This window comes from Nostoc sp. (assembly GCF_036917555.1).
GTDB lineage: Bacteria > Cyanobacteriota > Cyanobacteriia > Cyanobacteriales > Nostocaceae > Nostoc.
This window is the reverse complement of sequence record NZ_JBALDD010000089.1, coordinates 55,275-67,653: the sequence shown is the minus strand read 5'-3', so window position 1 is coordinate 67,653 and position 12,379 is coordinate 55,275. Positions and strand designations below refer to the sequence as shown.

The following is a 12,379-nucleotide window of genomic DNA, read 5'->3' as shown; positions in this document are numbered from 1 at the left end:
TTTACTGCTTAAGAGCGCTGCGTAACCATCAGAGTTACTTACTGTTTCAGTTTTTCTTCCTGATTATACTCTCCCCGTAGTAACAAAAGAGGGATTATTTCAGGTAGGTTAGAATTGCTAGCCGCAGCAGTGCGTACACTGGAGTTTTCGTCACCTGCAAGGAGTTGTAAAACAGTAATTGGTGTATTGCGGTTAGTCGCTACTTTGGTTCGCACCTCTACTTGTTCATCTCGCGCCAGTAATTCCAAAACACTTACAGGTGAATTGATTGTAGCAGCAACAGCTTCACGCACTGATATTTCCGCATCTTCTGCTAACTGTAACCACAACGCCTCCGTCAAATTGGGATGTCGAACTAAACCAACGCGCACTTCTACACAAGAATCTTGGACAAGAATGCTCAGTAGTTGTGGTATTAAGCTGGGGTTGTATACAAGCGATCGCACTATACTATCATCGGTTGTGGGTGGAATAAACGACTGAGGATCAGGTGTTGCACCAATAAATTCTCTTCTTGCTAAAATTTCCAATGCTTCTATAGGTGTGCGAGGATTACCAGCTATTGAACGCAGTACATCATTATGATCGCCTGGAAATGCACTTTTGAGCATATCCACTGTTTGATTTGGCGTCTTTCCTGAATTCTGGGTACTCAGAACAATTTCAGCAAGTGCGCGAGGCGGTGTGTTGGGATTGCGAACAACTTCCAAACGAGTTGTAAAATCTGGGTGACTAGCTAGCACTTCTAAAGTTTCAGGAAATGTATTAGCATTACTGGCGACAGCACGCACGGTAGCTACATAAGAGTCTCTAGCTAACTGTCTTAAAACGGTGGCTGGTGTATTAGGGTGAGATGCGACTCGATAACGCACTGAACTATCGGTGTGACTTGCTAACTGTGACAAAGTTTCCACAGGCATTTGTGAACCTTTGACAGGATGTTTAATAAAATCAGCCAGATTTTTGCTACTCATGCTTTTAACCGTCTGAGCAAGTACAATTCCTGGGGTATTAGGGTTACGTTGATTTACGAGATTTTCTTCTAAGCCCAAACGAGTCAGAATTGTGACTGGAGTATTGGGGTTAGCAGTCAGTTTCATTTTGACTTCACGGCTGGTATCGTTGGCTAACCGCGTCAAAATTTCAACAGATGAATCGGGATGTTCTGCAACTTTGGCTCTGACTTGCTCAGATTCATCTTGCGCCAATATTTCTAATAGTTGAATAGGTGTTAGTGTTTTGTTATGAGATGATTTGTATAGAAGCCACGAACGCACGTTCAAGCTTTTATCTCGCGCCAATTCGAGTAAAATTTGGAGTGGTAAATTGGCGTTTTGTAAAACAACTTGACGCACAGTTTCATCTGCATCTTTTGCCAGTTGTTCCAAGACTTTAATCGGAGTTTTATTGCTACATGCTGCGGTCAATTTAGCTTTTTGATCTCCCTTTTGCACAACCTGCGCTAAAGCATAAGAACTATCGGGACGCCGTGCCATTAATTGGTGATCGTTTGCAGTTTCCTCTGCCTCAGTTTGAGCCAGCAGAAACTGATAAATTCCTAACTGCATTTGGCGATGTGCTTCTAAATAAGGGACATTAGGATTTTTTAATGCACACTCCCTTACTTGTTGATCGGGATCTTCGGTAAGCTGAATCAAAATTTCTACAGAAGTTGAGGGATTTTTTGCAATATAATGGCGAATAATGTTGTCTGATGACTGTGCCAGTTTTTGTAACAAATGAGTTGGTGTACTGGGATTTTTAGCTAATTCTTCCAAGATTTTTTGCTCACCCTTTATCTCGAAAATCTGTTGAAGATACTCGTTGCGTTCGGCTTCTGGAACCTGTGGATTATAAGCTAGAGCCATACGTACATCATAATCATTCTGGTAACGCCCTTTTCTATCAGAGGAAGAATTAGCTGGTTTTTTAATTCCTCTCGCAAAGCTAGTGGAGTATTGGGATTACCTACTAGTGCCACGGCTACAGAACGCTGACTTGAAGTAGTTTTAATATGACTGTTAATTACTCCTAAAACACTTTGGATATTCATGACTACCTGTTTAAGTAAGTCTTCTGTTAACCCAGGAAGTAATTCACCCCATTGGGGGATCAATCTAGTCATTAATAGATTTAATTCAGAGTTTGTCTCATCAGATGCTAAATTTCTTCTCATTACCTCCAGTACATCTGAACTCTGAATAATTTCTATCCAACGTTCAACATCCACAGATATACCTGCTGGATACAAAATCTCGTGCTTTAAGTCAGACACGAATTTATCAGCAAGGGAATTGAACGAGTTAGCATTAACAGCATACTCAGAGGCTAAAACTTGTCGAATTTCACGTAAAAGCTTGGTTCGATAAGACTCATTTTGTCCTATCGCCTCTAAAACATACACTGGTGTTTCGGGATCTTTTGCAATCTTGGCTTTTATATCCTCCTCACCATAAAGTATCAACTCTGATAAAAGACGCAGTTTCAGTTGTTCAGGAGTTTGAGAATTTTGGGCAACAGCAAGCTTGACATTAGAATTGGGATACTGTGCCAATTGTTCTAAAATTTCTACTGAAACTTGCGGATGTTCGGTAATATCTGTGAGAAATCTAATCTCATCTTCAACCCATTTTTCAGATATTCCTGGCGTTGATCCGGCTTTTCTTTCTTGTTCTAGTTTTTCCGCTCTTAATGCTTCTAAATCAATATTTGCTAACTCAGCCAAAAACCTTGTTGGTGTATTTGGTTGTTTTAATAAAAAATAACGAAGTTCCTTATTTTTCCAAATTGGCTGGTTTGTTGTTAGTTCGTTAAAAAACCTCTCTAAAATACTAGCTGGGAAATTTTTCCGTTTTTTCAAAAGTTGCTGTTGAGTTGGGAACAGTTGATGCAATATTTCTTCCGTTGCATTCCCATGTTCCGCTACAGCCGCTTGTATCGCTTTATCTTGATGTTCTGCTAACACAGCCAACACATCTGCGCGTGTTTCTGGATTCTTCCCTACCGCTAACTGAATTTTGTACACCGCATCTCCAGCCAACTGCATCAGCGTCTCTGCTGTCGCTGAGGGATTTTGCGCCACAGCCAACCTGATCCACGCCCAACAACTCTGCCCCAACATCCCTAATTGTTCGCTATCGGTATTCCAGTCAGATGCAACGGCATACTGTCCTTCCACGAGTTCAATTAATGGTGGTGAACAACTGGGATTAAATTTCACCGCCAACCGGACTGGTAATTCTAAATCACCCGCTAACTGCTCCAATACTGCTGACGGCGTTTCTGGCGACTCTGCTACCTGTAACCTTGGTTCTAAAGTTGGTTCCTGTGACAGTCGTTGTAGTAATTGCAATCGGTAACACAACGGCATTTGGGGATTTCGCAATCCTTGAATTAGTCGCTCAGAGGGAACCCATTTGCTGAAAAAGCAAGGAGGGACAGGCCCGATTTTGAGGAGTTCTACCGCCAATCGGTCGTTTTGCCCTAGCTGACGCTGTTCCAGGATTTCATCAACTACTTGCTGCCAGTCGTCTGTTATTTCTCCTGCCAAATTTACGTGTAAGCTTGCTGCTTCTGCTACCTGTGCATCAGGACTATTAACTAGAATCTCTAGGAGACTATTCGGTGTATGGTGGAAACTGGCAATGGCTAATTGCAACGCTACTGACTATTGCAATAACTCCTCTGGTGCTGACAAAAATCTTTGCAAATCCGATCTGCTAACTGGCTCAAGAGGCTGCATAGCTATACAACTCAATAACAGTACATTTATACTATAAAAGGGATACGTCAAAACTATTGTGAAAGTTTTGTATCCATATCTTTATCATTCCCAATAGCAAACAGACTTAATACAGCAATCCTATTTGATTTGTGAGAATTGCAAGCTACAGGTGTCTCAATGCGGTTTAGTTAACGTTTCCTTTTAACCTTTGAATGGGATTATAAGGGTTCTTATACCTCATACGAGACGAGAACCCCACCCCGTAGGCGAGGAAGGGAATATGATGTACCTAATATGATTGGTAAACGCTATAATCATCAAAATTTGATATAAATTTCCACCGTTCGTAATCACACCAAATATTTTTGGTTATTTACTTAATTTGATTATGATTGTTGGCACTGTTACAACCCGTAATTTTAAAACCGTTTACTATACCTGAGTACTTTCATCAAACAAAAGTAGTTTGCTAAAAATATAAACCTCTAATTCGGTAGAGATATTCGTTGTTATTCTAACCAGCTAAGTCACTTTATCTAAGTAGAATTTCAACAATTTCCAAATTATTTTATGGACTTGGAAGTGATAAATCAACAATAACTGACTCAAGAAGTAGGAATTAACAAACAAGTAAGGATAAAAGCTTAATCTGTTCTTTTTTCTGCGCCACTAGTTAAGAGGTAATCTATGGTGCGAAACTCAAAGCTAGGGTACAGAATGTTCCCTAAGTCTATTCTGCGTCCATCCGTTGCTATAGGTATAACTATATCTTTATTGGTTGGTGGAATAAGTTTTTATATAGTAAAACGCTGGCAAAATTATGCAAACTCAGAGATACAAGTACCAGCAACACAATTGCCACAGTTAAAAACGGTAACAGCTTTAGGGCGACTCGAACCACAGGGAAAGGTCATTAAACTCTCTGCTGCGGTGTCTGCAGAAGGAAGTCGGGTAGAAAAGTTGTTGGTGAACGAAGGGGATAGGGTAAAAGCAGGACAAGCGATCGCAATTTTGAACAGCCGCGATCGTCTTCAAGCAGCATTCAAAGAGGCGCAAGAACAAGTGAAAGTAGCTCAGGCAAACCTAAACCGTACCCAAGCAGGTGCTAAACGCGGTGAAATTGCCGCCCAAAAAGCTGTGATCGCCCGCCTAGAAGCCCAACGCCAAGGTGATATTAATGCCCAAGCAGCGACAATTGAGCGATTTCAAGCCGAAGTGCGTAACGCCCAAGCAGAAGACGAACGCTATCAGCAACTATATCAACAAGGCGCAATTTCCGCTTCCCAACGGGATAGTAAGCGTTTAAACTTGGAAACCGCCCAAAAAAGCTTGCAAGAAGCCCAGGCACAGTTAAATCGTACCCAATCAACTAGTCAGCAACAAGTTAAACAAGCCACAGCAACACTCGATGAAATCGCTGAAGTGCGCGGAGTGGATGTAGAATCTGCTCAAGCAGAAGTCAATCGTGCCGTAGCAGCCATGAATCTGGCAAAAGTCAATCTTGAACAGGCTGTAGTGCGATCGCCCCAAAATGGACAGGTATTTGAGATCCATACCCATCCTGGGGAATTAATATCAAATGATGGCATTGCAGATATTGGACAAACCAGCCAGATGTATGTCATCGCCGAAGTCTATGAAAGCGATATCAGCAAAGTGCATTCACGGCAGCAAGTGCGAATCTTTGGTGATAACCTCCTGATTGAATTGCAGGGAATCGTAGATCGCAAAGGCTTGCAAGTGCGACGACAGAATGTCATTAACACAGATCCTGTCAGCAATATCGACAACAGAGTAGTAGAAGTCCACATCCGACTAGATGAAGCTTCCAGCCAAAAAGCTGCCACCTTAACCAATATGCAAGTTAAGGCAGTAATTGAATTGTGAAAAGGGCATGGGGCAGGGTGCAGAGGAAAGAAATTTTCCCCCTGCTCTCTGCTCTCTGCTCCCTGCTCTCTGCTCCCCCGCCCCCAGTAACTAATTATGGGATTGTTCAAACAACTGCAACGGCGAACACCTCTAGGATGGCTGCAACTGAATCATGAAAAAAGCCGTCTTTTAGTGGCATTATCAGGCATTGCCTTTGCGGATCTTCTCATGTTCATGCAGCTAGGCTTTCAAACTGCGCTGTATGACAGTAACACCAGACTACATCGCAGTTTGCAAGCAGACATTGTTTTAACCAGTCCCCAAGCCCGTAACTTGCCAAGCTTGTCTACATTTTCTCGTCGGCGACTTTACCAAGCAATGGATATACCAGGGGTGAAGTCGGCGGAACCAATGTATTTTAACAACACAATCTGGAAGAATCCCCAAACACACCGTGAGGCAGGGGTGTTAGTTATCGGCTTTAACCCAGACAAGCCAGCCTTTGACTTACCAGATGTTAACCAGCAATTGCAAGCGATCAAAATGCCGGATACCGTCTTGTTTGATCGTGGTGCAAGAGGAGATTATCAAAAAGCGATCGCTCAAATTGACCAACGTAAAACCCTGACTGCCGAAATAGAACGGCGCACAATTACCATTAGTGGCTTATTCCAAGTCGGGGCTTCCTTTGGCTTTGATGGCAACCTAATTACCAGCGATCAAAATTTTTTGCGGCTATTTTCTGGGCGACAATCCAGCAGTGTCAGTTTAGGTTTGATTCTTCTAAAACCAGGCTATGAACCGAAAAAAGTAGCAGCAATGCTCAAAGCCTACCTCCAAGATGATGTCAGAGTATTAACTCACGCCGAATTTATTGAATTTGAAAATAACTTCTGGAGAACAAATTCCCCAATTGGGTTTATTTTCAGCCTGGGTGTATCGATGGGGTTTGTGGTGGGCGTGATAATTGTCTATCAAGTCCTCTCTAACGATGTTAATGCCCACGTCCGAGAATACGCCACCTTTAAAGCAATGGGATATCGCAATTACTACCTGCTAGGTGTGGTGCTTGAAGAATCGTTGATATTAGCAGCGCTGGGCTTCTTCCCCGGATTGGGAGTTTCCTTAGCGCTTTATCAACTGACTCGTAGTGCTACAAATTTGCCCATGTACATGACTGCGATTCGGGCATTGCAGGTGTTAGTACTGACCATCATTATGTGTACAATTTCCGGTGCGATCGCCACCCGCAAACTCCAAGCCACCGATCCCGCTGATATGTTCTGAAACTAGTCTTTTGTCATTAGTCATTTGTTACTACAAAAAACTAATGACTAAGCACAAATGACAGTCATCACGAGTAATCGACCTACTTATGACTAACAAACTCGTCATCTCCATCCAGAATCTCGACCACCACTTTGGTCACGGCTCACTCCGCAAGCAAGTTTTATGTAATATCAACTTAGAGATCAACGCTGGTGAAATTATTATCATGAGTGGGCCCTCTGGTTCTGGAAAGACTACCTTGTTGACCTTAGTGGGTGGGTTGCGTTCTGCCCAATCTGGTAGTTTGCAGGTGTTGGGACAAGAACTTTGTGGTGCTAGTGCTGAAGAACTAGTGCAAGCACGACGCCATAACGGTTATATTTTCCAAGGACATAACTTGCATGGTAGTTTAACGGTACTCCAAAACGTCAAAATGGCTTTAGAATTGCACAAACATCTTGAGTTAAAAAAAATGCGAGCTAGGTCAGCCCAAATGTTAGAGCAAGTAGGATTAGGAAATCATTTGCATTATTACCCTGATAAACTGTCTGGAGGACAAAAACAAAGAGTAGCGATCGCTCGTGCTTTAGTCAGTTATCCTCAAATAATCCTCGCAGATGAACCCACCGCTGCCCTTGACAGTCAATCAGGACGAGATGTAGTCAATCTCATGCAAAAACTAGCAAAAGAACAAGGCTGTACCATTTTGATGGTTACTCATGACATCCGCATCCTAGACATTGCCGATCGCATAGTTCAGATGGAAGATGGCAAACTCAAGTCAAAAGTAATACTATCAGCCTAAAGTTAATTAGCATATTCCCTCATTCAGAGTTGATTTATAAAGTAAATCTGAAGTGTGGCGTGGCAGATTCACCTTTCTGCCTTAATATCATAGTTTTTTGCCAACTAAAGCCCTATTATCAACAAATTTTAAAATATTTACTACTAGTCCTATAGTTTAATATATCCTTACTGACTTACTTACCTAGTTTAAGTAATTTCCCCATACCGATTTTAACCTAACAATGTGATATTAGTGTCCAGTCGAAAAAGTGTCCAGTTGATTCCAAGATTTGCTTCAAGTATTATTTATGCAATCACAGTTAAATTTTATGCTCATTGTCAATGTCATACACCTTGGTTATTAGAGTTAAGACCAATTTCCTAAAATTACAGATAAAATGATTTGCCCTTGCAATCCATAAGTACCTGGAGAATTTCCAAAAATTTATGGTTGTCAACAACATTGGCTTCAAACAGGAAACACTAGCGATAATAAGCTAATCTATTTTCCAATACAAGCAAGGGATTTTTCTGTAGTTCTATGATTATTGAGAATAGTGCTAGTAGTTCAAACAAAAAGTTGCTCGGTTTTGATGCCAAAACTTTGACAGCCAATTGCCGTGCAATAAATGTGTTAAAGGGAATATTTGCTGTTCTCCCGATCGCCTTGGCATTGCCTGTAGATGCTTTGCAAGTAAAGGTGATTCCAACTAATCCTAAATTAGGGGATACACTCTCGGTGGAGATTAATTTAGATAATCCAGAGAATCGTCCAAATCCAACAGTAGCTAGTGGTAAGAATACATATCCAGCCTTTGAAATTGCACCCAATCAGTATCGGGCATTTGTTCCCACAACTCCATTAGAAAAAGCTGGAACTAGAACACTTCGGGTTGCAGGGGATGGTCAAGTTAAAAACTTGGCAGTGAATGTGCTTAATCGCAAATTCCCCGTACAACGCATTACTTTGCCACCTAGCAAAGCCGGAGTGGATGCCACAGAGTATGAACTGAAGCGTGTGGCAGCTTTTAAGGCGCTACAAACACCAGAAAAGTATTGGAATGGAGTATTTCTGAAGCCAAATGCAGGGCGGATGAGTACAAACTATGGTGTACGTCGCTACTATAATGGTACATTTGCAAAAGACTACTATCATCGTGGTCTTGACTACGCTGGTGCTGCCGGTTCACCGGTAATTGCCCCAGCCGCTGGGCGAGTTGCTTTGGTAGGTAGGGTATCCCAAGGGTTTCGGATACACGGTAACGTAGTTGGCATTGACCACGGTCAAGGAGTAACCAGCATTTTCATGCACTTGAGTCGTATTAACGTTAAAGAAGGTGATTTTGTAAAAGCTGGTCAACTAATTGGTGCAGTAGGTTCAACAGGTGCAGCCACGGGGCCACATTTACATTGGGGTCTGTATGTCAACGGACAATCTGTTGATCCAACACCTTGGCGAACTAAGGTCGTTAACTAGTAGAGGCAAAATTGATCGTGTCTTTGCATAATTTGTGTATTTTTTGCTGAGAATTAGGCAAAATACAATTGGATTGATACCGTCCCTACCTTGCTTGGCCAACATAAATGATGATAAGCGTTATGAGTATCGAAAAAATTGTAGAACAAGCTCTCCAGGATGGTTATTTGACACCAGCAATGGAAGCAGAAGTCGGTAGAATCTGTGATAACGCCTCGGAACTCTCAATTGAAGAGTATATGGCGTTGGATCGGCTAATGGGTGCGCTATTGACTGGTGAGGTAGTGGCGGTACCTCGCAAACAATTCATTAACGTTATGGAAGAATTGGTGCTGACAGAAGCGATCGCACGAGTCGCAGAAATTGAAGCTACCAGCGAAAGTTCTTTAGATGTCGGGGATATTGCCGCTTACGCTCTCAACCGTCTACCACCTTTGTATGCTACTACAGAAGAGGGTGCTAACTTCCAGCGCCAAACAGCTCAGGCACAACTGCAAGACTTAATTTCTCAACAAATAAGTGAGGCGATTAACCGTTACCTCGATCGACCCAATTTCTTCCCAGAACGTCAAGCCTTGGGTAAAAATACTGGTAATGAGGTTGTACGCCAAGTTAGTGCTTTACTCCAAACATACGCACCTAACTTTGAGCAAAAATTATAATTTTAAGAGTCATTAATCATTAGTCATTGGTCATTTGTTTTAGACAAAGCACAAAGGACGAAGGACTAATGACTCTTAACTAATTAATCACGTACTAACACTGTTGTCCCTAAACTCACTTGCTCATATAACAATCGGACATCAGAATTACGCATTCTTAAGCAGCCGTGGGATACAGCCGTTCCTACCAGGTCAATATCCGGCGTGCCATGAAAGCCAATTTCATTCCGTCCATCTGACCAAAAACCAATCCATCTATCTCCCAAGGGACTATCCGTACCAGCCTCAAATACTTTGCCAGTAATCGGGTGACGCCAGATTGGATAGTGTCGCATGTGGATCACCTGGAAAGAACCTGTAGGCGTTTCCCAACCTTTCTTGCCGACAGCAATCGGGTAGCTAGCTATCACCTCATCTCCTGCGTACACATAAGTACGGCGATCGCTTAAATCAACCACCACTTGCGTCTTGACATTGGCCAGCCTACTAGATGGTATTTGTTGGGCTGAAGCCTTAGACCACAGACCTTTTGGCCAACTATCCGCAACTGGATTTTGTCTTTCTACTTGCGCCACCAGCCGCGTTTGGGTTGGTAGGTCGCTTGCTTTAGCTACATTATTCTTAATAATTTGGGGCTTAGTTTGAGGCTTAATCGTAGAAGGCTTGAGAGAAGCCCTACGAGTAGTTGTTTTAGCTAGATTCTTCTTAATTATTTTTGATTTAGTTTTAGGTTTAATAGTAGAGGACTTTGGTGTAAACGTCCTCTGGGCAGTCGAGCCTTGGGTAACTTCATCAAGTGGCACAGATCCACCCAGCGCAATTTCCCCCAAACTCACTTGGGAAAGATTCTTGTAGACTCCCTCTGGCCGGCTTCCCTTAAGATTGGTTCGGGTAGAATCTCGCCGCATCAAAGTAGATGCAGACTTCTCATACTGCCGTTCCGCCGTACTAATGCGCCAATGGACAGCTAAGGATAAAAATGCTGTGCCAAAACAAAGCAGCATTACCATACGCCCTACAGATTCGTTTCTTACCATTGCCATCGCCTATTGTTTATCCCTGACATATCCAGCCGAGCAATTGGATGAGTTCATCATCCGATTATCAAAAATTTATCAATACTTATCATTTCTGCTGTAAATCTGCCAACACCTCTGGGCAAACTAAGACTATGCAAATTGTCCCAGCGGCAAAATTCCAAGTGAGCAACTTCATTCCTCAAAAGTTCTGAGGATCGTAAGCCTCTCCTAGGACTTTTTGGTGGAACTCTTGAAATGTAGCAATCAATCATTAATGGTGTAGGTGGATGAAAAACCATGTTTGAAAAACTATTGCTAGCGGTAACAATTACATTTTCCCTTAATTTATTTTTTCAAGTTCGCGTACCAGAGCAACATAACTCTAGTGCTGCCTTCGGGCCACAACCAGAACAATCAGCAACTATTCTGGTAACGAAATCAAAAAATTAAATCACCATTTTAGCAACCATAGCAACCTAACTTCCAGAAATTATTACCCGAATTTTAAAGGTATCAAGAAGTTAGAATTACAAAATTTTATCTTCATTCTTATAGCCAAATTTAATTATTTTGATCAAGCGTATATACCCAGTTGCTAAAAGTACTAAAATGTGCATCGTGTCGCGCCTTTGTTCGTTGATGGGTCTTAGGCGACTATGGGAGCAGTATAAGGAAAAGTGGCTCTGCTTATTGCTATAAATGTATCCAAAATTGTATGCTTCAGTGTTCCAGTCATAAATCCGTCACCTGAGCATGGAACTTCTGTCTCATTAGCAGGTCTAATAGATAGGGATGATTTAGAGCCAGTACGATCTATGAGTCAATCGATTACTGTATCCTGGTCAACGGTTGATGCAAAGTATCCAGAAGCATCAGTGCAAGTTGACAAACTCCCTAACCACGATTTAATTTTGCGCTGTCAAGCCGGACTGCGACCAGACCGTGCTGCTTTTGCGGAACTATTACGCCGCTATCAAAGTCAGGTCGATCGAGTTCTATACCACCTGGCTCCAGATTGGCCTGACAGAGCCGATTTGGCTCAAGAAGTTTGGATTCGAGTGTATCGGAATATTAACCGATTACAAGAGCCTGCTAAATTTCGGGGCTGGTTAAGCCGCATTGCCACGAACTTGTTTTACGACGAGTTACGGAAACGCAAGCGGGTTATGAGTCCTTTGTCACTGGATGCTCCCCGTTCCTTAGAGGACGGCGAGATGGATTGGGAAATAGCTGGCGATACCCCAGGTCCGGAGGAAGAACTGACAACTAGAGAATTTTACGAGCAATTGCGGGAAGCGATCGCGGATTTACCAGAAGTTTTTCGTACTACCATTGTCCTCAGAGAAATCGAAGGCATGGCTTATGAAGAAATTGCCGAAATCACTGGAGTTTCTCTAGGAACTGTAAAGTCAAGAATAGCCAGAGCTAGATCGAGGTTGCAAGCCCACTTGCAGAATTATCTAGACTCCTAATTTACAGTATCTTGCCTCTGCCCAATGGGAGAATTTAAGCATAGATTAAAAATTACCAGAAAGACGTAGATTGTTTCTGCCTTAAAGAGGAAAATTGCCTA

At 42.3% G+C, this 12,379-nt stretch carries 10 protein-coding genes; 7 read left to right on the top strand and 3 right to left on the bottom strand.

The window, feature by feature from the left end; all coding sequences use genetic code 11:
- Window positions 1-38: 38 nt before the first annotated feature.
- The gene (locus V7K60_RS33295; RefSeq protein ID WP_334932264.1) at window positions 39-1,868 is read right to left on the bottom strand and encodes a HEAT repeat domain-containing protein; all 1,830 of its coding nucleotides are present in this window, start codon (window positions 1,866-1,868) and stop codon (window positions 39-41) included.
- Window positions 1,859-3,658 (bottom strand): hypothetical protein, encoded by a 1,800-nt coding sequence (locus V7K60_RS33290; RefSeq protein WP_334932262.1) that lies wholly within the window; start codon window positions 3,656-3,658, stop codon window positions 1,859-1,861. Before V7K60_RS33290 ends, V7K60_RS33295 begins: the two co-directional genes overlap by 10 nt.
- Before the next feature lie 756 nt (window positions 3,659-4,414).
- Between V7K60_RS33290 and V7K60_RS33285 the strand changes: the two genes are divergently transcribed.
- From V7K60_RS33285 to V7K60_RS33265, 5 genes are all read left to right on the top strand, one after another.
- Entirely contained in the window at window positions 4,415-5,611 is a 1,197-nt protein-coding gene (locus V7K60_RS33285) for an ABC exporter membrane fusion protein (RefSeq protein ID WP_334932268.1), read from the top strand.
- A gap of 96 nt (window positions 5,612-5,707) precedes the next feature.
- On the top strand, window positions 5,708-6,880 hold the full coding sequence (devC, locus tag V7K60_RS33280) for an ABC transporter permease DevC (RefSeq protein ID WP_334932260.1): 1,173 nt from the start codon (window positions 5,708-5,710) through the stop codon (window positions 6,878-6,880).
- Window positions 6,881-6,968: 88 nt separating this feature from the next.
- Entirely contained in the window at window positions 6,969-7,667 is a 699-nt protein-coding gene (locus V7K60_RS33275) for a DevA family ABC transporter ATP-binding protein (RefSeq protein ID WP_334932259.1), read from the top strand.
- 522 nt (window positions 7,668-8,189) lie between these two features.
- The gene (locus V7K60_RS33270; RefSeq protein WP_334932258.1) at window positions 8,190-9,125 is read left to right on the top strand and encodes a M23 family metallopeptidase; all 936 of its coding nucleotides are present in this window, start codon (window positions 8,190-8,192) and stop codon (window positions 9,123-9,125) included.
- A 122-nt stretch (window positions 9,126-9,247) separates the two neighbouring features.
- On the top strand, window positions 9,248-9,787 hold the full coding sequence (locus V7K60_RS33265; protein WP_190909652.1) for a late competence development ComFB family protein: 540 nt from the start codon (window positions 9,248-9,250) through the stop codon (window positions 9,785-9,787).
- An 83-nt stretch (window positions 9,788-9,870) separates the two neighbouring features.
- Here V7K60_RS33265 and V7K60_RS33260 read toward each other — a convergent pair whose 3' ends face one another.
- Window positions 9,871-10,824, bottom strand: a complete 954-nt coding sequence (locus V7K60_RS33260; protein WP_442944508.1) for a L,D-transpeptidase — start codon at window positions 10,822-10,824, stop codon at window positions 9,871-9,873.
- Window positions 10,825-11,103: 279 nt separating this feature from the next.
- Here V7K60_RS33260 and V7K60_RS33255 point away from each other — a divergent pair, with 279 nt between their 5' ends.
- Both V7K60_RS33255 and V7K60_RS33250 read left to right on the top strand, forming a co-directional pair.
- Window positions 11,104-11,256: a hypothetical protein gene (locus V7K60_RS33255; protein ID WP_292783309.1), complete on the top strand. Its 153-nt coding sequence runs from the start codon at window positions 11,104-11,106 to the stop codon at window positions 11,254-11,256.
- 365 nt (window positions 11,257-11,621) lie between these two features.
- Complete coding sequence (locus tag V7K60_RS33250; protein ID WP_094352725.1) at window positions 11,622-12,278, top strand: sigma-70 family RNA polymerase sigma factor; 657 nt, start codon at window positions 11,622-11,624, stop codon at window positions 12,276-12,278.
- The last annotated feature ends 101 nt before the right edge of the window (window positions 12,279-12,379 follow it).

Excerpts from the sequence above, each read along its gene's own strand:
- devC (WP_334932260.1), top strand. The coding sequence starts at position 5,708 with ATGGGATTGTTCAAACAACTGCAACGGCGAACACCTCTAGGATGGCTG.
- V7K60_RS33250 (WP_094352725.1), top strand. The coding sequence starts at position 11,622 with ATGAGTCAATCGATTACTGTATCCTGGTCAACGGTTGATGCAAAGTAT.
- V7K60_RS33295 (WP_334932264.1), bottom strand. The coding sequence starts at position 1,868 with ATGGCTCTAGCTTATAATCCACAGGTTCCAGAAGCCGAACGCAACGAG.
- V7K60_RS33260 (WP_442944508.1), bottom strand. The coding sequence starts at position 10,824 with ATGGTAAGAAACGAATCTGTAGGGCGTATGGTAATGCTGCTTTGTTTT.
- V7K60_RS33265 (WP_190909652.1), top strand. The coding sequence starts at position 9,248 with ATGAGTATCGAAAAAATTGTAGAACAAGCTCTCCAGGATGGTTATTTG.
- V7K60_RS33255 (WP_292783309.1), top strand. The coding sequence starts at position 11,104 with ATGTTTGAAAAACTATTGCTAGCGGTAACAATTACATTTTCCCTTAAT.
- V7K60_RS33270 (WP_334932258.1), top strand. The coding sequence starts at position 8,190 with ATGATTATTGAGAATAGTGCTAGTAGTTCAAACAAAAAGTTGCTCGGT.
- V7K60_RS33275 (WP_334932259.1), top strand. The coding sequence starts at position 6,969 with ATGACTAACAAACTCGTCATCTCCATCCAGAATCTCGACCACCACTTT.